The 20,766-nt window shown below is 72.9% G+C and carries 17 protein-coding genes; 14 read left to right on the forward strand and 3 right to left on the reverse strand.

The annotated features are described in order from the left end of the window. Positions 1-28: 28 nt before the first annotated feature. The 6 genes from gcvPA to ABD944_RS26410 are packed head-to-tail and all read left to right on the forward strand — an operon-like array spanning position 29 to position 6,218. The gene (gene gcvPA, locus ABD944_RS26385) at positions 29-1,393 is read left to right on the forward strand and encodes an aminomethyl-transferring glycine dehydrogenase subunit GcvPA (protein ID WP_345180952.1); all 1,365 of its coding nucleotides are present in this window, start codon (positions 29-31) and stop codon (positions 1,391-1,393) included. Next, entirely contained in the window at positions 1,390-2,970 is a 1,581-nt protein-coding gene (gene gcvPB / locus ABD944_RS26390) for an aminomethyl-transferring glycine dehydrogenase subunit GcvPB (protein ID WP_345180953.1), read from the forward strand. The genes gcvPA and gcvPB overlap by 4 nt, the downstream gene beginning before the upstream one ends. Positions 2,971-2,977: 7 nt before the next feature. Beyond that, a complete protein-coding gene (locus tag ABD944_RS26395) occupies positions 2,978-4,084 on the forward strand; it encodes an ATP-NAD kinase family protein (protein ID WP_345180955.1) in 1,107 nt (368 codons plus the stop codon). A gap of 14 nt (positions 4,085-4,098) precedes the next feature. After that, positions 4,099-4,857, forward strand: a complete 759-nt coding sequence (locus tag ABD944_RS26400) for an SDR family NAD(P)-dependent oxidoreductase (RefSeq protein ID WP_345180958.1) — start codon at positions 4,099-4,101, stop codon at positions 4,855-4,857. A gap of 51 nt (positions 4,858-4,908) precedes the next feature. Then, positions 4,909-5,553: a GntR family transcriptional regulator gene (locus tag ABD944_RS26405; protein ID WP_345180960.1), complete on the forward strand. Its 645-nt coding sequence runs from the start codon at positions 4,909-4,911 to the stop codon at positions 5,551-5,553. Next, positions 5,550-6,218 (forward strand): GntR family transcriptional regulator, encoded by a 669-nt coding sequence (locus ABD944_RS26410; RefSeq protein ID WP_345180962.1) that lies wholly within the window; start codon positions 5,550-5,552, stop codon positions 6,216-6,218. The genes ABD944_RS26405 and ABD944_RS26410 overlap by 4 nt, the downstream gene beginning before the upstream one ends. A 31-nt stretch (positions 6,219-6,249) precedes the next feature. Here the strand turns inward: ABD944_RS26410 and ABD944_RS26415 are convergent, their stop codons facing one another. Further along, a complete protein-coding gene (locus ABD944_RS26415; RefSeq protein WP_345180964.1) occupies positions 6,250-7,056 on the reverse strand; it encodes an ATP-binding protein in 807 nt (268 codons plus the stop codon). Between the two features lie 247 nt (positions 7,057-7,303). Here ABD944_RS26415 and ABD944_RS26420 point away from each other — a divergent pair, with 247 nt between their 5' ends. From ABD944_RS26420 to ABD944_RS26430, 3 genes are all read left to right on the forward strand, one after another. Then, positions 7,304-8,260 carry a LysR family transcriptional regulator gene (locus tag ABD944_RS26420; protein ID WP_345180967.1) on the forward strand — a complete coding sequence of 319 codons (957 nt, stop codon included), beginning with the start codon at positions 7,304-7,306 and terminating at the stop codon, positions 8,258-8,260. A gap of 107 nt (positions 8,261-8,367) precedes the next feature. Then, complete coding sequence (locus ABD944_RS26425) at positions 8,368-9,036, forward strand: GntR family transcriptional regulator (protein WP_345180969.1); 669 nt, start codon at positions 8,368-8,370, stop codon at positions 9,034-9,036. A gap of 181 nt (positions 9,037-9,217) precedes the next feature. Further along, positions 9,218-10,486 carry a S1 family peptidase gene (locus ABD944_RS26430; RefSeq protein ID WP_345180971.1) on the forward strand — a complete coding sequence of 423 codons (1,269 nt, stop codon included), beginning with the start codon at positions 9,218-9,220 and terminating at the stop codon, positions 10,484-10,486. Between the two features lie 72 nt (positions 10,487-10,558). Here the strand turns inward: ABD944_RS26430 and ABD944_RS26435 are convergent, their stop codons facing one another. Beyond that, positions 10,559-12,004, reverse strand: a complete 1,446-nt coding sequence (locus tag ABD944_RS26435; protein WP_345180973.1) for an aminopeptidase P family protein — start codon at positions 12,002-12,004, stop codon at positions 10,559-10,561. 99 nt (positions 12,005-12,103) lie between these two features. Here ABD944_RS26435 and ABD944_RS26440 point away from each other — a divergent pair, with 99 nt between their 5' ends. From ABD944_RS26440 to ABD944_RS26460, 5 genes are all read left to right on the forward strand, one after another. Further along, positions 12,104-13,765: an ABC transporter substrate-binding protein gene (locus tag ABD944_RS26440; RefSeq protein ID WP_345180975.1), complete on the forward strand. Its 1,662-nt coding sequence runs from the start codon at positions 12,104-12,106 to the stop codon at positions 13,763-13,765. After that, positions 13,765-14,688: an ABC transporter permease gene (locus ABD944_RS26445; RefSeq protein WP_345180978.1), complete on the forward strand. Its 924-nt coding sequence runs from the start codon at positions 13,765-13,767 to the stop codon at positions 14,686-14,688. Before ABD944_RS26440 ends, ABD944_RS26445 begins: the two co-directional genes overlap by 1 nt. Beyond that, positions 14,685-15,674 (forward strand): ABC transporter permease, encoded by a 990-nt coding sequence (locus tag ABD944_RS26450; protein WP_345180980.1) that lies wholly within the window; start codon positions 14,685-14,687, stop codon positions 15,672-15,674. The genes ABD944_RS26445 and ABD944_RS26450 overlap by 4 nt, the downstream gene beginning before the upstream one ends. Before the next feature lie 102 nt (positions 15,675-15,776). Continuing rightward, positions 15,777-16,742 (forward strand): ABC transporter ATP-binding protein, encoded by a 966-nt coding sequence (locus tag ABD944_RS26455; RefSeq protein ID WP_345180983.1) that lies wholly within the window; start codon positions 15,777-15,779, stop codon positions 16,740-16,742. Then, positions 16,739-17,695: an ABC transporter ATP-binding protein gene (locus ABD944_RS26460; RefSeq protein ID WP_345180987.1), complete on the forward strand. Its 957-nt coding sequence runs from the start codon at positions 16,739-16,741 to the stop codon at positions 17,693-17,695. The genes ABD944_RS26455 and ABD944_RS26460 overlap by 4 nt, the downstream gene beginning before the upstream one ends. Before the next feature lie 59 nt (positions 17,696-17,754). On the opposite strand, the gene ABD944_RS26465 is transcribed toward ABD944_RS26460, so the two are convergent. After that, positions 17,755-20,289 (reverse strand): collagenase, encoded by a 2,535-nt coding sequence (locus ABD944_RS26465; protein WP_345180990.1) that lies wholly within the window; start codon positions 20,287-20,289, stop codon positions 17,755-17,757. Positions 20,290-20,766: the final 477 nt, after the last annotated feature.

The raw sequence follows: 20,766 nt of genomic DNA on the forward strand, positions 1-20,766 counted from the left end.
TGAGGCAAGGAATGTGAAGGAGAGCGAGATGAACGCGCACCCCTACATCCCGAACTCGGTGCCCGAGGTGAAACGGGAGATGCTGGCGGCGATCGGCGCGCGGAGCGTCGAGGACTTCTACGCGGACGTGCCCGGCCGCATCCGGCTGGACCGGCCGCTGGACCTGCCCCCGCCGATGCGCTCCGAGGCCGAGCTGGTCCGGCACGTCGGCGGGCTGCTGGCGCGCAACACCAGCGCCCAGGAGGCGCTCAGCTTCCTCGGCGCCGGCTGCTACCACCACCACGTGCCCGCGGTCGTCGACGAGGTGGTCAACCGGAGCGAGTTCCTCACCGCCTACGCGGGCGAGCCGTACGAGGACCACGGCCGCTTCCAGGCGCTCTGGGAGTACCAGTCGCTGATGGGCGAACTGCTGGAGATGGACGTCGTGAGCGTGCCGGTGTACGACGGCTTCCAGGCCGCGTCCACCGCGCTGCGCATGGCGGGACGGATCACCGGCCGCCGCCGGCTGCTGCTGGTGACGGCCGTCGCCCCCGACAAGCTGTCGAAGATCGAGGACTATGTCCGTCCCGACCACGACGTGGTCCTCGTGCCGGTGGACCCCGCCACCGGCCTGGCCGACCCGGCCGCGGTGCGGGCGGAGCTGGCGGCGGGGGACGTCGCGGCGGTGTTCGCCGAGGCGCCCTCGGCGTCCGGGATCCTCGACCCCGCCCTCCCGTCGCTGGCCGAGATCGCGCACGAGGCCGGGGCCCAGTACGTCGTGGGCTGCAACCCGATCTCGCTGGGAGCGGTGACCCCGCCCGCCGCGTACGGCGCCGACATCGTCTGCGGCGACATCCAGCCGCTCGGCCTGCCCATGAGCTACGGCGGGATGAACGGCGGCTTCGTCGCGACGCGGGACGAGGAACTCTACGTGGGCGAGTTCCCCTCCCGGCTGTTCGGCCTCGCGCCCACCAGCGTCGAGGGCGAGTACGGCTTCGGCGACGTCGCCTACGAGCGCACCTCCTTCGCCCTCCGCGAGGAGGGCAAGGAGTGGGTGGGCACGGCCGCCGCGCTGAACGGCATCGCCGCCGGGGTCTACCTGGCCCTGATGGGACCGCAGGGCATGCGCGAGGTCGCCGAGACGATCCTGGCGAACACCCGGTACGCGCTGGACCGGCTGGCCGGGGTGCCCGGCGTGGAGACCCCCTACGCGGACGCCCCCCACTTCGCCGACTTCACGCTCCGCTTCACCGGCTCGCGGACCGCCGCCGAGATCGGCGAGGCGCTGCTGGAGCACGGGATCTTCGGCGGCAGGGTCCTGTCCGGGACCGACGCCCTGTACTGCGTCACCGAGATCCACACCAAGGACGACATCGACCGGCTGGCCGAGACCCTCCAGGAGATCGCCAAGTGAAGACGGGCCCGACCCCCTCCCCCCTCTCCCCCGCCGACGCGAAGATCGGCCCGAAGCCCCCGCTGCGCCGGTTCCACCAGGCCCGGTGGGACGAGCCGCTGCTGTTCGAGCTGGGCTCCCCCGGCGAGCGCGGCGTGCTGCCCCCGCTCCCGGAGGCGCCCGCGGACGTCGTCCTCCCGGACGGGCTGCGCCGCGCCGCGCCGCCCGCGCTTCCGGAGCTGTCGCAGCCGCAGGTGCTGCGGCACTACCTGCGGCTGTCCCAGGAGAACCTCGGCGCCGACTTCAACGTCGACGTCGGCCAGGGCACCTGCACCATGAAGTACAGCCCCAAGGTCAACGACCGGTTCGTCCGCGACCCGAAGGTGGCCGGGCTGCACCCGCTGCAGGACGAGCGGACGGTGCAGGGCGTGCTGGAGATCATGTACCGGCTGGAGGGGCTGCTGCGGGAGGTCTCCGGCATGGACCGGTTCACCCTCCAGCCGGGCGCCGGCTCCGCCGCGATCTACACCAACGTCGCGATGATCCGCGCCTACTTCGCGGCGCGCGGGGAGGCCGAGACCCGCGACGAGGTCATCACCACGATCTTCTCGCACCCGTCCAACGCGGCGTGCGCGAAGACGGCCGGGTTCAAGGTCATCACCCTGTACCCGGACGCCGACGGCTACCCCGACATCGAGGCGCTCAGGCAGGCCGTCGGTCCCCGCACCGCGGCCCTGCTCATCACCAACCCCGAGGACACCGGGCTGTTCAACCCGCGGATCGAGGAGTTCGTCCGGATCGTGCACGAGGCCGGCGGCCTGTGCGCCTACGACCAGGCGAACGCCAACGGCATCCTCGGCATCACCCGCGCCCGCGACACCGGGTTCGACCTGTGCCACTTCAACCTGCACAAGACGTTCTCCACGCCGCACGCCTGCGGCGGGCCCGCCGCGGGCGCCTGCGGCGTGACCGCGGAGCTCGCCCCCTACCTGCCGACGCCGACGGTCGAGTTCGACGGCACCCGCTACCGCCTGGACGACGACCGGCCCGAGTCGATCGGGAAGATCCGTCCGTTCTACGGCGTCGTGCCGAACCTGGTGCGCGCCTACGCCTGGATCATGTCACTGGGCGGCGCGGGGCTGCGCGAGGCCGCGGAGGTGGCCGTCCTCAACAACAACTACCTGATGGCGAAGGTGCTCCAGATCCGCGGGGCGTCGGTGCCGTACGCGCCGGGACGGCCCCGGGTCGAGCAGGTCCGCTACAGCTGGGAGCGGCTCGCCGAGGAGACCGGCGTGCACAGCGAGGACATCGGCATCCGCGCGGCCGACTTCGGCACCCACTACTGGACGAGCCACCACCCCTACGTCGTCCCCGAGCCGATGACGCTGGAGCCGACCGAGTCCTACTCCAGGGCCGAGCTGGACGAGTACGCCGCCATCCTCGCCGAGGTGGCCCGCGAGGCCTACGACGACCCGGAGACCGTCCGGACCGCGCCGCACCGCTCCACCGTGCACCGCGCCCGCCAGGACGTCCTGGACGACCCGGCCACCTGGGCCGTCACCTGGCGCGCGTACCGCCGGAAGATCCTCGGGGAATGAGGCCGCGATGAGGATCGGGCTGGTGGTGAACCCCGTCGCCGGGCTCGGCGGCCGGGTCGGGCTCAAGGGCAGCGACGGCGCCGGCGTCCAGGAGAGGGCACGGGCGCTGGGCGCGACGCCGCGCGCGCCGGAGCGCGCCGCGACCGCGCTGGCGGAACTGCGCTCCCGGCTCGGCGTCCCGTTCGCGGTGGCGACCGCGGGCGGGTCCATGGGCGAGGGCGCCGTCCTGCGCGCCGGGCTGGTCCCCGACGTCCGGTACCGGCCCGGCGAGCCCACCACGGCGGCCGACACCGTGCGCGCCGCGACCGCGCTCGCGCCGCACGTCGACCTGCTGCTGTTCGCCGGCGGCGACGGGACGGCACGCGACGTGCTGGACGCGGTCGGGTCCTCGGTCCCCGTGCTCGGCGTGCCCACCGGCGTGAAGATGCACTCGGCGGTGTTCGGGGCCACGCCCCGCGCCGCCGGGGAGGCGGCCGCCCTGATGGCCGCCGGCGGCGTGCGGATCCGGGACGCCGAGGTGATGGACCTGGACGAGGACGCCGTCCGGGACGGCCGCGTCTCCGCCCGCCTGTACGGCCACGTGCGGGTGCCCGACATCCCGGTGCGCGTGCAGCAGCGGAAGGTGGGCGGCACGGTCGCGGATCCGTCGTCGGTCGCCGGCATCGCCGCCGGGCTCGCGGAGCGCGCCGGGCCGTCCGGCCTGCTGGTGCTCGGGCCCGGCACGACGATGCGCGCCGTCGCGGCCGCCCTCGGCGCCGACGTCCCCCTCATGGGCGTCAACGTGCTGGCGGGCGACGGGACGGTCGTCGCGGCGGACGCCGCCGCCGCCGAACTGGAGGCGCTGGCGGGCGCGACGCCCGCGTGGATAGCCGTGACTCCGATCGGCGGGCAGGGTTTCCTGTTCGGCAGGGGCAACCAGCAGATCTCCCCCGCCGTGCTGCGCGCCGCCGGCCGCGACCGGCTCGCCGCGGCGGCGACCGAGGCCAAGCTCGCCTCGCTCGGCGGCCGCCCGCTGCTGGTCGACACCGGCGACGAGGACCTCGACGCCTCCCTGCGCGGCCACCTGCCCGTGCTGACCGGGCACGGCCGGTTCGCCATGTACCCCGTCCGATGAAAGGGAGACCGAACGTGAACTCACTCGAAGGCAAGACCGCCGTGGTCACCGGGGCCGCGGGCGGCATCGGGCGGGCCTCCGCCGAGCTGATGGCGGAGCTCGGCGCCGCGGTCGTCCTGGCCGACGTCGACGAGGCCGGGGCGGAGGCCGCGAAGGCGATCGGGGCCGCGGGCGGCCGGGCCGCCTTCGTGCGCGGGGACGTCTCCTCCGCGGCCGACTGCGCGCGGATCGTCGCCGCCGCGCGGGACGCCTTCGGCGGGGTGGACGTCCTGTTCAACAACGCCGGCGTCATCCGCCGCTCCACCGTCCTGGAGATCGCCGAGGACGACTGGGACCTGGTGATGGCCGTCAACGTCAAATCGATCCTGTTGATGAGCCGGGCGGCGATACCGTTGATGGCCGCCGCCGGGGGCGGCAGTATCATCAACACCGGCTCGGGCTGGGGCATCCAGGGCGGCGCGCGGGCCGTGTCCTACTGCGCTTCGAAGGGCGCCGTGGTGAACATGACCCGGGCCATGGCGATCGACCACGGGCCGCAGAACATCCGGGTCAACTGCGTGTGCCCCGGCGACACCGACACCGGCATGCTCGCCGAGGAGGCCCGCCAGCTCGGCGAATCGGCGGAGGCGTTCTACGCCGACGCGGCGGACCGCCCCCTCGGCCGGATCGGCCGGCCCGCCGACATCGCGGCGATGGTGGCGTTCCTCGCCGGCGACGCGGCCGCGTTCGTCAGCGGGGCCGTCATCCCGGTCGACGGCGCCGGGACGGCCTGACCGCCGGTCACGGCCCGACCGTCCGATCCACCAGGAGAGGAAGACCACAGCATGCCGATCGACCGCCGCCCCCTGCGCGAACAGATCAAGGACGAGATCCTCGACCGGCTGGGCAAGGGGGAGTTCGACCCCGAACAGGCGATCAACGAGATGGTGCTGGCCGCGGACCTCGGCGTCAGCCGCACCCCGCTCCGCGAGGCGCTCATCGGGCTGGAGCGCGAGGGCATCATCGTCAGCGAGCGCGGCAAGGGGTTCCGGTTCGCCCCGATGAGCGCGAAGGAGTTCGACGACCTCACCACGATCGTCGCCGCGCTGGAGTCCCTGGCGCTGGAGTCGACCGACCCCGAGTTCCTGCGCGCGGTCGCCCCGCGCCTCCTGGAGGAGGCCCGCGCGTTCTCCGTCCCCGAGGCGGAGCACGCCGTGATAGAGCGCTACGACGACGCCTGGCACGATCTCCTGCTGTCCGGCTGCCCCAACGAGCGGCTGATGGACCTCATCACCTCGCTGAAGCTCACCATGCACCGCTACGAGCGCGTCGTGGTCGGCGACTGGGAGGTGCTGGAGCGCTCGGCCGAGGAGCACGAGCGGATCGCCGAACGCCTGGTCGACGCGGACGTCGAGGGGGCCGTCGAGGCCCTGAAGGCCAACTGGCAGAGCGGGAAGGCCCGGATCCTCTCGCGCCTCACGGAGCGATGATGCCGAACCTGCCCTCGCTCGGCCCGCGCAAGAGCGTGCGGGTCCAGATCGCGCACGCGCTGCGCGCGTCGATCGTCAGCGGTGGGATGCGCTCGGGCGTCGTGTACTCCGCGCCGGCCATCGCCGAGCGGTTCGGCGTGTCCCCGACCCCCGTCCGGGAGGCCATGATCGACCTGGCCCGGGAGGGGCTGGTCGAGGTCGTCCGCAACAAGGGCTTCCGGGTCCCCGAGCTGTCCGACGACGAGCTGGACGAGATCACCGACGTCCGCTCCTTGATCGAGATCCCCGCCGCCGTGCGGCTCGCGCGGGCCGGCATGGCCGCGCAGGTCCGCGCGCTGAAGCCGCTGGCCGAGGAGATCGTCACGGCGGCCGGGCGGCGGGACGTCGTCGCCTACATCGACGCCGACCACCGCTTCCACCTCGCGCTGCTCGGGCTCGGCGGCAACGCCCAGCTCGTCCGGCTGGTGAGCGAGCTGCGCTACAAGTCCCGCCTCTACGGGGTGCCGCGGCTGGCGGAGCGGGGCGAGCTCGAACCGTCCGCCCGCGAGCACGAGGACCTGATCGAGGCGGTGGCGAACGGCGACGCGCGGGGCGCCGAGGCGCTGATGCGCCACCACCTCCGGCACGTCCGGGGGATCTGGGCGGACCGGCCCGAGGGCCGGTGAGGCGGGGCGCCGCCCGGCACCGGACCGCCGGTCAGCACAGGTCCCACGACGGCGCGCGCGGGGCGGGGGCGCGGGCCGCGCCCTCCTCGCTCAGCCGGACCATCTGCTCGACGACCTCGACCGCGTCCGACGGCGGGTGCCGGACGACGCCCCGTCCCGGCAGCTCGAACAGCAGCGCCCCGTCCTTCACCCAGACCCACAGCCCCGCCCCGAAGTGCACCACCGTGGCCTCGGCACCGAGCGAGACGCGGGCCGGCAGCCCGCGCGCGGCGGCGAGCTCGCGCAGCCTTTCGGGCACCGGGCCCGGCGCCGGAGGGGGCAGGGCGGCCGCGGACGCCTCCGGCAGCGGGACCGTGAAGTAGACGGCCTTGCCCGACACCGGGTCCGGGCCGAGCCTGCGGCGGGTGGGATGGACGCCCCAGCAGCCCCCGGCCTCCTCGGTCAGCGCGTTCACCAGCATCAGCCCGCGGCCGCCGCAGGCGTCGGCGGCGGGCTCCCCGGCGGTCGGCGCGGCGGCGTCCGCCGGGCCGGCGGCGCCGGCGCCCCGCCAGGGCGCGGCGTCGAACACCTTGAGGGTGAGATGGGGAGAGGGGCGGCGGCTGAGATACGCCCACACCTCGGCGCGGTCCCGATCGCCGTGCACGACGGCGTTGGTGGCGAGCTCCGAGATGATCGTCTGCGCGTCGTCCGCGGGCATGCCGAGCTCCGCGAACACCGACCGGGCGAGGGAGCGCGCGAACGCCGCCGCCGCCGGCCCGGGCGGTAAGGACCAGGCCGGAAACGCGCCGTCGGCCAGTTTCGACCCCGCCATCTCCACCGTCTGCGGATTATCCGGCATGAGCGATCGCTTTCCACGAGAGTTGTCGGCGGCGCGTCCGGCCCCCAGGAGAGAAAAAGGGTGAGAAGGGCTCTCAACCTGGGGGCCGGCGAGACGGGATCTCCCTTCTTCCATACGCGCGATCACGGCCGGGAGACCGAGGGTGAGGTGCCGCCGGCGCCGTGATCGCCCACCTGTGTGGAGGAGTACCGGAATTATTGCGGTCGGTCCGAGTCGCGGGTCATCGGCTGATGCATAATTTCCAGCTATGGATCTCGACATCAGTCACCTTCGCATGGTGTGCGCGATGGCGGAGACAGGGAGCGTCACCCGGGCGGCGGCCCGGATGGGAATGTCCCAGCCCGCAATGTCGAACCAGCTCCGCCGGGTCGAGGAGATCGTCGGCGGAGCGCTGTTCACCCGCAGCCGGTCCGGTCTGGAGCCGACACCGCTCGGCGGCCAGGTCATCAGCCGGGCGCGGACGATCCTGTCCGAGATGGACACGCTGTTCGGCGACCTGCGCGGACCGCGGAGCCCGCAGGAGACCCTCGGCCTCGGATGCGTCCACCTCGCCTGCGTCGGGAGCATCGTCGCGCGGGTGGGCGAGGCCCTTCCCGGCCGCGAGGTCTCGCTGCGCATCGAGCCCTCCTCCGCCCTGCTGGGCGACGCCCTCGCGCGCGGCCATCTGGACGCCGCGCTGATCGGGCTCATGGAGGGCTTCGACGTCCCGATCGCGGCGCCCGTGGTCAGCCGCACCCTGGTGCCCCGCTACCCGATCTTCGTCACCCTCTCCGCGGACCATCCGCTCGCCGGCAGGGACGAGATCGACCTGTCCGACCTGCGGGACGAGGCGTGGATCGCCCCGCCGGGCGCCGACGACGGCTCGCTGTCCTCCCTGCGGGCCTCCTGCCGTGCCGCCGGCTTCGAGCCCATCGTGCGCTACGAGGCGCCGAGCGGGGCGGCGTGCCCGCTGGTCGCGGCGGGGCACGGCGTCCGGATGGTGGACCCGTCCTGGCCGCCGCACCCCGGGACGGTCGTGCGGCCCCTCGCCGGGGAACCGCAGGTCGCCAGGCTCATCGTCGCCTGGCGGCGGGACCGCCTGGGAGAGGAGGAGGCCGCGGCCCTCTACCGGGGGCTGGCGGCCGCCTACCTGGAGCACACCGCCAGCCATCCGACCTTCGAGGCGTGGTGGCGCGCCCACCCCCAGGTGCACCCGCTGCTGTGACCGCGCTCCCGTGACCGTGCCCGCGCGGCCCGCCTTCGTGATCTTGTCTCGGCCGGGCCTCCGGGCCGCCCACGTGGCGGTATTCTGATCGTGGGTGAGGAGGGCCAATGGATCCGGTGGCCGATGCCCTGGTCGGGCTGCCTGACCTCGGCGGCCAGAGCAGCCTGCGCGGCCAGGTGGCCGAGGCGCTGCGCAAGGCGCTGGCGACGGGCACGCTGCGGTCGGGCGTCGTGTACTCCGCCCCCACCCTCGCGGACGAGTTCGGGATCTCCCCCACGCCGGTCCGCGAAGCCATGATCGACCTGGTGCGGGACGGCCTGTTCGAGGCCGTGCGCAACCGGGGCTTCCGGGTCGTGCGGCCGTCGGCCCGCGACCTCGCCGAACTCACCGAGCTCAGGGAGCTGGTCGAGGTCCCCGCCGTCGCGCGGCTGGCCGGCGCCGTTCCCGAGGCGACCCGTCCGCGCCTGCGGGCCCTCGCCGAGGAGGCGCTCGCGGCGGCCCGGGAAGGCGACCCGGTCGGCTTCCTCGACGCCGACCACCGCTTCCACGCCGAGCTGCTCGAACTCACCGGCAACCGGACGCTCGTCCGGACGGTCCTCGACCTCCGGGGCCGCTCGCAGATGCACGGCCTCGCCCGTCCCGCCCCGGCCGAGACGCTGGTGGCGTCGGCGGAGGAGCACCTCGGGCTGCTGGACGCGCTCGTCGCCGGCGACGCCGAGAAGGCGCGGGAGCTCATGACGCGCCACCTCGACCACGTGCGGGGCGACCACCGCTGAGGGCGGCCTCCGCCCGCACTCCCTCTGACCGGATCCGGCCATAACCGCTCGGAGCTGGGCTGACGCCGGAGACACGGCCCTTGGCAAGTGCTGTTTCACATTTTACAGTGCAATTTCACATTGCATTGCGGACGCCGCGGCCGGACGCCGCGGCACCCCCGTCCGCGAAGGAGGCTCCCGTATGGTCCGCCCGAATCGCAGAAGGGCCGCCGCGGCCGTCGCCGTGGCCGCCGCCCTGACCGCGGCATCACCGGCGGCGCCGGCACACGCCGACGCCCCCGGTGGCCGTGGCGCGCCCCCCGCCACCTCCCCCCACCCGCCCCGGATCCAGTCCCAGCAGGAGGCCAAAGCCACGCTCGTCAAGCAGATCGCCAAGGACCACCGGGTCTCGGTGGCCGAGGCGGGCCGCCGGGCCGACCGGCAGCCCGCGCAGTTCAAGCTCGCGTCCCGGCTCGGCAAGGAACTCGGCGCCGCGTACGGCGGCGCCTGGATCGACCAGGCCCGCGGCGGCGAGCTCACCGTCGGCGTCACCGGAGCCGGCGCGTCGGCCAGGGTGCGGGCGAAGGCGGAGGCCGCCGGTCTGGGCACGACCAGGACGAAGAAGGTCCGGTACGGCTTCGGGCACCTCCAGCGGGTGTCCGCCTCCCTGGCCGAGCGGGTCGCCGCCGCCAACAAGGGGGCCGAGAACGGCCTGCAGACCGGCATCGTCACGTCCGGCAACGCCGTGAAGCTGAGCAGCCTCAAGGGCGCCGCGCTCACCCCGGCCCAGCGCGACGTCGTCGGCTGGGCGCGCCGGACGTTCGGCGGCGCGGTCAAGGTGTCGACCTACGCCCACAAGTCGGTGCCCCGGTACTGCTACGACGACTACAGCTGCGACCCGCCGCTCCGGTCCGGCCTGGCCATCTTCACCGGAGGAGCGCGCTGCACCAGCGCGTTCATGACCTACTCCGGCAGCCGGTACTACATGCTCACCGCCGGTCACTGCGCCGAGCTCGGCTACTGGTGGGACGTGTCGACCTACAGCTACGGCTACCAGAACGTGGGCGGCGCCGCGGACTACACCTTCGGGTGGTACGGCGACTACGCCGCGGTCTCGGTCGACAATCCGGGCTGGTGGCAGCCCCGGGGCTGGGTGCTCCCCCAGACGTCCGTCTACGGAAGCCAGAGCGACTACGTCGGCGGCTACGTCTGCAAGCAGGGCTCGACCACCGGCTACACCTGCGGGTCGATCACCGAGGTCGACGCCACCGTGTCCTACCCGGACCGGACGCTGTCCGGCATGACCTGGAGCACCGCCTGCGACGGGCCCGGTGACAGCGGCAGCGGCGTCTTCGACGGGAACTACGCCCACGGCATCCTGAGCGGCGGTCCGAACTCGGGATGCGGAATGATCCACGAGCCCATCGGACGGGCCCTGTCCGGTCTGGGGGTGTCCCTTCTCAGCGGCTGACCTCCGCCGGCCCGCGCACAGGGGCGGCGCCGTGCCCGGTGGCCCCGGGCACCGCGCCGCCCCTTCGCCGCGTCAGTCCTTCAGGGACTGCATCCAGTTCTCGATCTCCTCGGGGTGGCGGGGAAGGGCGGAGGACATCAGGCGGGCGCCGGTCTCGGTGACGACGACGTCGTCCTCGATGCGCACGCCGATGCCGCGCAGTTCCGGGGGCAGCGTCAGGTCGTCGGGCTGCAGGTAGAGGCCCGGCTCCACGGTCAGGACGTGGCCGGGGCGCAGCTCCCCGTCCAGGTACTGGGAGGCCCGCGCCGCCGAGCAGTCGTGGACGTCCAGGCCGAGCATGTGCCCGCTGCTGCAGAGGGTGTAGCGGCGGTAGATGCCCGACTCGGGATCGAGGGCGTCCTCGGCGCTGCGCAGCACGCCCCAGTCCTGGAGGCCTTCGGCGATGACGCGCATCGCGGCCATGTGGAAGTCGCGGAAGCGGGCGCCCGGGCGGACGGCCGCCAGCCCCGCCTCCTGCGCGTGGTAGACGAGGTCGTAGACCTGCCGCTGACGCGGGGTGAACCACCCGCTCACCGGGAGGGTGCGGGTGATGTCGGCGGTGTAGAGGGTGTCGGTCTCGACCCCGGCGTCGAGCAGGAGCATCTCGCCCATGCGCAGCGTGCCGTCGTTGCGCGTCCAGTGCAGGACGCAGGCGTGCGCCCCGGCCGCGGCGATGGTGTCGTAGCCGACGCCGTTGCCCTTGATGCGCGCGACGCGCTCGAAGGTGCCCTCCGCCCACCGCTCTCCGCGCGGCATCCCGGTGACGCGCGCCAGCCCGGCGGCGACCGCGGTGAAGCCGTCCACCGTGTGGTCGACGGCGGCCTGGAGCTGGGCGATCTCCCAGTCGTCCTTGACCAGGCGGAGCTCGGCGGCGCAGGCCGCCAGCTCCGCGTCGAGCTCGGGGGCGCGGGCCGGGACGGCCCGGTCGACCTCGGGGTCCACGCCCCGGATCACCCGGGCCGGGACCGGGCCGCCGAGCGCGCCGGGCAGGTCGTCCAGCGGCGCGCAGGCGAGCCCGAGCCTCTCCTCGGTCTCGGCCAGGGCGGCGCGGGGGCCGACCCAGAACTCTCCGTGGCGGCGGTCGCGGAAGAAGCCCGCGTCGTCGCGCGAGGACCGGGGCCGGTGGTAGAGGACGGCGTCGTGGCCCGTGGCGGTCGGTTCCAGCACCAGCACGGCGCCGGTTCCGGTGTCCGCGCCGGTGTCCCCGGTGAGATGGGCGTACGCGGTGTGCACGCGGTATCGGTAGTCGCAGTCGTTGCTGCGCACCTTCGGGGGGCCTGCGGGCAGGACAAGGCGTTCGCCGGGAAAGAGGGCCGACAGGGCCGCGCGGCGTTTCTCCGCGTACGGCGCCACCGACCGGCGCACCGGGAGCGGTTTCCCGCTCGGGGCCCAGTCCCGGGTCATGAAGGAGGCGAGGGTCTCGGAGACGGGCAGGTCGTGGCTGCCCGTCGCGAAGCGGCCGGCTGCAGGGTCGTCCATGTGAAAGTCCTGGATGTGGAGATTCGATAACGGGGCTTGTAGTGCAATTGCACTGTACTATTTTATATGGCACTCCGCCCGTCGATGCACGGAGACGCCATGAAACGTCCGGTCAGAACCTGCCTCGCTCTCGCCGCCTCGCTCGGCACCGTCGCCGGCGCCTCCGCCTGCGGTTCGGGGGACGACGCCACCGCCGCCAAGGCCGGAGGCACCCTCACCGTCCTGTACACGCAGGACTTCGCCCATCTCGACCCACAGCGCAACTACGTGATGTTCGCGATGGACTTCGGCACGCGGCTGCTCTACCGGACGCTCACCACCTACGCCGCCAGGGAGGGCCAGGCGGGCACGCAGGTCGTCCCCGACCTCGCCACCGACACCGGCACCACGCCCGACAAGGGCAGGACCTGGACGTATCACCTCAAACCCGGGCTGAAGTTCGAGGACGGGACGCCCATCACCAGCGCCGACGTCAAGTACGGGATCGAGCGCTCCTTCGCACCCGACCTGCCGGAAGGCCCCGGCTACGCCAGGACGATGCTGGAGGGCGGTGAGGGGTACAAGGGGCCCTACAAGGACAAGGACGGTCTCGCCTCCATCGCGGCGCCGGACGCCCGGACGGTCGTGTTCCGGCTCAAGCAGCCGTCGATGGACTGGCCGAAGGTCACCACGCTTCCGACGTTCGCCCCCGTCCCCAAGGCCAGGGACACCGGCGTCAACTTCGACAGGCGCCCCTTCTCCTCCGGCCCCTACAAGGTCCAGTCCTACGACCGCGGCCGGCGGCTGGTCCTCGTCAGGAACACGCACTGGGACAAGGCCACCGACGGTGTCCGCCAGGCCCACCCGGACAAGATCGTGGTGGAGGAGGGCCTCGCGCAGGCCGCCATCGACCAGCGGCTCATCGCCGACCAGGGACGGGACCAGCGCGCGGTCACGCTGTACTCGGTCGCGCCGGCGAGCATGCCGCGCATCCTCACCCGCCCGGACGTCAGGAAGCGGTTCGTCAGCGCGACGAGCCTGTGCACCCGGTTCCTGGCGATGAACACCGCGAAGCCGCCGTTCGACGACCCGGCGGTGCGGCGGGCGATGCAGTACGCGATCGACAAGGAGGCCTACCGCACCGCGCACGGCGGCAGCGGCGTCGGCGAGCTCGCCGGGTCCTACCTGCCGCCCGCCATGACCGGCGGCCGGGCGCAGGACGTCTACCAGGCGCCGCCGAACGGGGACCCGGGCAAGGCGAGGCGGATGCTCGCCGCGGCCGGCAAGGGCGCCGGGTTCTCGATCGCCCTGACGACGACCAGCAGCGAGCTCGGCAAGTCCGAGGCCGAGGCGGTGCAGCAGGCGCTCGCCCGCGTCGGGGTGCGGGTCCGGATCAACTCCGTGGCCAAGAGCGTCTACTACGACACCATCGGCGACACCGCGAAGGAGGACGAGCTCGTCTTCTACGGGTGGTGCGCCGACTACCCGTCCGCGGCCTCGTTCATCCCGCCGATCTTCGACGGGCGCGCCATCGCGCCGAAGGGCAACACCGTCGTCTCGCAGATGAACGACCGAGCGGTCAACGAGAAGATCGGCGCGGCCGTGAAGGGGAACGACCCGGCCGCGTGGACGGCGCTCGACCGCGAGCTGATGGGGCTGTCGCCGATGGTCCCGCTGATCCACGACAAGCTGCCGCTGCTGCGCGGCTCCAAGGTCACCGGCGCGTTCGGCCACGCCATCTGGGAAGGCGAGTTCGACTTCGCCACCATCGGGGTGATGTAGTGGCCGGCAGCGTGCCGGTGCCCGCCGGCCGGTCGCCGTGGCGGCCAGCCGGCGGGCGGCTGCGGCGCGACCCGGCCGCCCTCGCCGGGCTGGCGATCATCGCGCTGTTCGTGCTGCTCGCGCTGGCCGCCCCGCTGCTCACCGCCCTCAACGGGCACGGCCCGAACGAGTTCCACCCCGAGAAGATCGACAAGGCGCTGGCCGGCGCGCCCCGGGGGGCGTTCGGCGGCGCCGACGGCGACTTCTGGCTGGGCGTCGAGCCCGGCACCGGCCGGGACGTGTTCAGCCGCATGGTCTACGGCGCCCGGATCTCGCTGCTGATCTCCGTCGCGGCGACCTGCGTCGCCACCGCCGCCGGCACCGCCCTCGGCCTCACCGCGGGCTTCGCCGGCGGCCGGGTCGACGCGGCGATCAGCCGCGTCATGGACCTGGTGCTGTCGTTCCCGCAGCTCATCTTCATGATCGCTCTGGTGTCGGTGCTGCCCGAGGGGGACCGGACGCTGGAGCTGGTGTTCGTCATGGGCTTCTTCGGCTGGCCCTACATCGGGCGCATCGTGCGCGGCCAGACGCTCTCGCTGCGCCACCGGGAGTTCGTGGAGGCCGCGCGCGCCACCGGCATGCCGCGCCACCGCATCGTCTTCCGCGAGGTCATGCCGAACCTGCTGGCGCCGGTCCTCGTCTACGCGACGCTCACCGTCCCGGTCAACATCGGCACCGAGGCGGCGCTGTCGTTCCTCGGCATCGGCGTCCGGCCGCCGGACGCGTCCTGGGGCCAGATGATGGCCAAGGCGATCGACTGGTACCAGGTGGACCCGACGTTCTTCGTGGTCCCCGGCGTCTGCCTGCTGCTGACCGTGCTGGCGTTCACGCTGCTCGGCGACGCCCTCCGGGACGCCCTCGACCCGAAGGGGGCGGGCCGGTGACCCGGTACGTCGCGACGCGCCTGGCCGGGGTCGCCGGGGTGCTGCTCGTCATCTGCGCGGTGACCTTCACGATCTTCTACGTCTTCCCCGCCGACCCCGCGCTCCAGGCGTGCGGCAAGTCGTGCACGCCGGAGCGGCTCGCCATGCTCCACCACCAGATGGGGCTGGACCGGCCGCTGTGGCGGCAGTTCGCCGACTACCTCGGCGGCGTCGTCGCGGGCCGGAGCTACGGCTCGGGGCCGCAGGCCGTCCGGTGCCACTTCCCGTGCCTCGGGTTCTCCTACCAGAACAACACGCCGGTCTGGGACCTGATGATGCAGCGGCTGCCGACCACGCTCTCGATCGCCGTCGGCGCGGCGGTCCTGTGGCTCGCCGGCGGAGTCACCGTCGGCGTCGTCTCCGCGCTGCGCAAGGACTCGCTGCTGGACCGGGCGCTGATGGTGGGCACGCTCACCTCCGCGTCCCTGCCGATCTACTTCACGGCGATGGCGCTCACCGTGCTGGTCGTCCAGATCGGGGGGCTGCTCCCCTACTCCAGCTACGTCCCGTTCGCGGAGGACCCCGCCGCCTGGGCGAGGAACCTGGTGCTGCCGTGGGTCGCGCTCGCGCTGCTGTACGCGGCCATGTACGCGCGGCTGTCCCGGGCGTCGATGGTGGAGACGATGGCCGAGCCCTACATCCGGACGGCCCGCGCCAAGGGCCTGCCCGAGCGGACGGTCGTCGCCAAGCACGGGCTGCGGGCCGGGCTCACGCCGGTCCTCACCGTCTTCGGCATGGACCTCGGCGCGCTGCTCGGCGGGGCCCTGATCACCGAGAGCGTGTTCGGGCTGCCCGGCATCGGGCGGCTCACCATCGACTCGATCGACAAGTCCGACCAGCCGGTCGTGATGGGCGTGGCGCTGCTGGCCGCCTTCTTCATCACGTTCGCCAACCTCGTCGTGGACCTGCTCTACGCGGTGGTCGATCCCCAGGTGAGATTCACATGAGCGGAGCGAACCGGGGGGTGTGGGGGGCGCACCCCCACAAGGAGCACGCATGAGCGGAGCGAACCGGGGGATGTGGCGGGCCGCCCCTCAGAAGGAGCGCGCATGAGCTTGCTGAGCGTCCGGGACCTCGCCGTGGAGTTCCGCACCGCGAAGGGGACGATCCGCGCGGTGGACGGGCTGTCGTTCTCCCTGGAGGAGGGCCGCACCCTGGGCATCGTCGGCGAGTCCGGTTCCGGCAAGTCCGTCACCAGCCTGGCGATCATGGGGCTGCTCGACGGCGCCCGGGTGAGCGGGTCGATCGAGGTGGCGGGGACGCGGATCGTCGGGGCGGACCGCGAGCGCGTCCGCGCGCTGCGCGGCCGGAAGGTCGCGATGATCTTCCAGGACCCGCTGTCGTCGCTGCATCCGCACTACAGCGTGGGCGAGCAGATCGCCGAGGCGCGGCGGCTGCACTTCGGCTCGTCCCGCCGCGTGGCGCGCGAGGAGGCCGTCCGGGTCCTCGCCGACGTCGGCATCCCCGACGCCCGGGAGCGGGCGGGCGACCACCCGCACCGGTTCTCCGGCGGGATGCGCCAGCGCGTGATGATCGCCATGGCGCTCGCCTGCGAGCCCGACCTGCTGATCGCCGACGAGCCGACCACCGCCCTGGACGTGACCGTCCAGGCGCAGATCCTGGAGCTGATCGCGCGGATCCAGCGCGAGCGCGGGCTGGCGGTCCTGATGATCACGCACGATCTGGGGGTGGTCGCGCGGGTCGCCGACGACGTCCTGGTCATGTACGCGGGACGGGCGGTCGAGCGGGCGCCGGCCGACGCGCTGTTCGCCGTGCCCCTGCACCCCTACACCCGCGGGCTCCTCGGCTCCCTCCCCCGGCTCACCGGCACGCCCGGCGAGCTGGCCCCGATCGCGGGCACCCCGCCGTCTCCGCTGTCTCCGCCGGCGGGGTGCCCGTTCCATCCGCGGTGCGCCGAACGGGTCGAGATGTGCGAGACGACCCGTCCGGCGCTCCTCGGCACGTCCCACCCGGCGGCCTGCCACCTGCTCACGATCGCGAAGGGACCCCGATGACGGCGCTGCTCCGCCTGGAAGGCCTGACCAAGACGTTCCAGACGCGGCGCGGCGCCGTGCGGGCGGTGAACGGCCTGGACCTGGAGGTGCGGGCCGGGGAGACGCTCGGCCTGGTCGGCGAGTCCGGCTGCGGCAAGTCCACGACCGGGCGGATGCTCGTCCGGCTCCTGGACCCCACGGCCGGGCGGATCGTCTTCGACGGCGAGGACATCACCGGGCTGTCCCAGCGGGAGATGCGGCCGCTGCGCCGCGACCTGCAGATCATCTTCCAGGACCCGTTCGCCTCGCTGAACCCGCGCCACACCGTCGGCTCAATCGTGGCCGAGCCGCTGCGGGCGCAGGGCGAGCGGGACCCGCTGCCCCGCGTCCAGGAGATGCTGGAGTACGTCGGGCTCGGCGCCGAGCACCTCGACCGGTACCCGCACGAGTTCTCCGGCGGGCAGGCCCAGCGGATCGGGATCGCCCGGGCCCTGGTCACCGGCCCCCGGCTGGTCGTCGCGGACGAGCCGGTGTCGGCCCTGGACGTGTCGATCCAGGCCCAGATCGTCAACCTGCTGGCGGGCCTGCGGCGCCGGCTCGGCCTGGCGTACGTGTTCATCGCGCACGATCTCGCGGTCGTCCGGCACGTGTGCGACCGGATCGCCGTGATGTACCTCGGCCGGATCGTGGAGACCGGGGCCCGGGACGTGGTCTACGGCGCGCCGGCGCACCCCTACACCCGGGCTCTGCTGTCGGCGATCCCGCTGCCCGACCCGGTGGCCGAGCGGGCGCGGGAGCGCATCGTGCTCCGCGGCGACCCGCCGAGCCCGTCGGCGCCGCCGCCCGGCTGCCCCTTCCACCCGCGGTGCTTCAAGGCGCAGGAGCGGTGCCGCACCGAGCCGCCGTCCCTCAGGATGGCCGCGGGCCGCCAGGTCGCCTGCCACTACCCGGAGACCGAGCCGGTCGCCTCGTGACAGGGCCGGGGCCGGACCTCGCGGTCCGGCCCCGGCGATCGGTTCTCGGGGTGGGGGGATCAGTACTCGGACTTCACCGTCACTCCGCTGAACGCCTGCTTGCCGTAGAGGCTGATGTAGTTGTAGCCCGCGGGCGGGTTGGTGATGGTCAGGGTCTCGCCGTTGCCGGCGTTGACGGACCTCTGGGTGTAGGACGTCGACGTGGCCCAGCTGGTGGGGCTGTAGTACAGGTCCGCGTCGCCGGTGCCGCCCGATGACGTGATCTTGATCGACCGCGTGCCGGCCGGCACGTACAGGTACAGGTAGGCCAGGTTGCCCTGGGTGGCCGACAGGTTGCTCCGCTGGCAGTTCTGCCCGAGCTGGCGGGTGTCCGTCCCGGTGCACTCGGTCGTCCCGCCGCCGCCTCCGGCCGACACCGCCAGCTGCTTGGTCGCGGTGCCGGTGGCGCCCTTGTCGTCGGTGACGGTGAGGGTGACGGTGTAGGTGCCGTCCGCGCCGTAGGTGTGGGACGGGTTGGCCGACGTCGAGGTGGCGCCGTCGCCGAAGTCCCACCGCCGGGAGGCGATGGTGCCGTCGGAGTCGGTGGACTGGTCGGTGAAGGAGACCGCCAGGCCGTTCGCCGAGGCGGAGAACCGCGCGGCCGGCGCCTGGTTGCCGCCGCCCCCGCCGCCAGCGCACGCGCCCGACGCGCACGCGGCGAGCCACGTCCACCAGTCGCTGTCGTAGCGGGTGCCGATCGTGCTGGTCAGGAACGTCCGGGCGGCGTTCCAGTTGCCGGTCCGGTAGTAGCCGAGGACGGTCGAGACGTCGCCCGGGTGCTTCTCGAACATGTACCGCACCGCGAGGTAGCCCCAGCGGTAGATGCGGGTCGTGTCATGGCTGTAGGTGGTGTCGAACAGCGTGCTGAGCGCGTAGGTGTTCCGCGCCGCCTCGGTGATCGCCGCGTCGTAGACCTCCTTGCGGTAGGAGTAGGAGACGTACTCGGCGAAACCCTCGATCCACCAGATCGTGGGGGTGGTGACGCCGGCGTTGAAGTCGCCGTACATGTCGAAGCGGCCGTCGAGGTAGTGCGTGTACTCGTGGTTGAGGTTCCAGATCTGGAACGCCGGGCGCACCCATTCGGCCTCGTAGGCGATGAACCGCGGCTGGTTGCCCGCGGCGGCCGGGTCGCCCTCCAGGTACATGCCGCCGTTGTTGGTGTCGATGCCGAACATCGCGCCGGCGTAGGTCTGGTAGTCGGTGCTCGAATCGAAGACGCAGACCTCGATCGTGGTGTTGTTGTCGTTCGCGACGGGCCGGTTCCCGTCCTTCACCAGGCCGTGGAAGTAGGCGTCCTGGTTCTGGAGGCTGGCGCAGCTGTCGGAGAGCTGGGCGGCCGTCATGTCCTGCGCCCGGATCTTGATGCTCGGACTGCAGGTGTGGTTGATGGTGAGGACGTTCGCGGCGAGCCGCTGCGCCAGGTCGCAGGTGCCGTAGTAGGAGCAGTTCGCCTTGTCGTAGTAGTCGGTCATCTCGGCGACGCCGACCCACAGCGGCGCGGTCTTCCCGGTCATGGCGCTCTGCCCGAGCAGCCCCTTGGCCAGCGGCCTGACCTTCGCCTGCATCGCGGTGTGCTGCACGAAGCGGGTCAGCTCGCGGCCCGCGTTGGACGTCAGGTAGCTGCGGTCGGTCCCGAGCAGGGAGAGGTGGCCCGAGGCGAAGGAGTTGAGCGTGTCGAGCACGCTCTGGTCGGCCTGGACCGCCGAGACGAACTCGGGGACCTGGTGGCCGCGGAACAGCACCGTGTAGACGTTGTTCACCGCGTTGAGCATCCACCAGGACGCGTCGTAGGAGCTGTTGTAGCCGGTCAGCAGCCGCTTGACCACGTAGAGGTAGCGGGCGTTCTCCTCCGCGCTGTCGATCAGCGTGACCGCCTCGGCGAGGACCTCGCCGTTGGCGTCGCTGACCGTCGACGACCGGGAGTTGCCGAAGAAGGCGTCCAGACCGGACTGGATCGCCGTCTTCAGCGTGGGGCCGTAGGTCCCCACGGTCGACGGGTTGTACCAGTGGACGTAGTAGCCGGCCCGCAGGTAGAGGACCAGCTGGGCCGTGCCGGTGGTGTTGTCGCCCGGGTAGGAGAGCCCGTTGTCGCGCAGCCCGTACGCCACGCTCGCCATCTGCGACTCCCGGAACGCGTAGTACGCGTCGGTGCCGGTGAGGCTGAACAGCGAGTTGACGCAGTCGGTCGTGGACGACTTGATCTGCTGGACGAGCGCGCTTCCGGAACGGCTCGTGAAGTCACTCGCGCTGCACGCGGCCGCGGCGGCCTTGGCGCTCGTCTTCGGGGCGGCCTTCATGGAAGGGCGCTTGTGCTCCGCCGGCTTCTTCGGCTGGTCGGGGCTGCTCTTCAGGTCGTTCTTGTCGGCGGAGAGCGGCGGCCGGTCCTTGGCGGGCAGCGGCGCCTTCTGGACGTGGCGCGCGTCGCCGCCGTCGGGGCGGACGCTGGCGGGAGGGGGTTTCGGGGCGGCGTTCGCGGGCGGGACGAGGAACGTCGTCCCGAGGGCCACCGCCATTGACGCCAGCAGGCAGCGGGTCGATCTGCGTCTGTTTCTCACGGGGGGTCTTCCTCCATGGGGCGGGCGTCCGGCAGGCGCGCCGGACGGAGTCGCAGGGCTCCGGGGTCCAAGGTCCGGAGGGTCGGGGAAGCGTGCGCCCGCAGTTTGTGGCGCGGAAACGACCCGTGGTCATACGCCGCGCCATCGATCTGGGTTATGGATCTCCCGGACGGATCCCCCCCGAAACGCGGGAAAGGAATTCGCCGAGGTGGCGCCCCCCTTTCCGGCCGCGAGACGCCCCCGACGCCGTTTCCGGACAATGACGAAAGAAAGGTGAAATTGTACACTGCAATGTCACAACCACTCTGGAGGTGTCTGTGAGACGACGGAGCAGGACACGCGCGGGCGCCGCGCTCGTCGCGTGCGGCGGGATGCTGGCGGCCGCCGCGCTGGCCGGGCCACCGCCGGCGACCGCACTCGCCGGCCGCCGGATCCCCGGCCTGCGGGCGCAGGTGGCGTTGCAGAACCCTCCCTACC

The organism is Actinomadura verrucosospora, from assembly GCF_039540335.1.
Classification (GTDB): domain Bacteria; phylum Actinomycetota; class Actinomycetes; order Streptosporangiales; family Streptosporangiaceae; genus Spirillospora; species Spirillospora verrucosospora.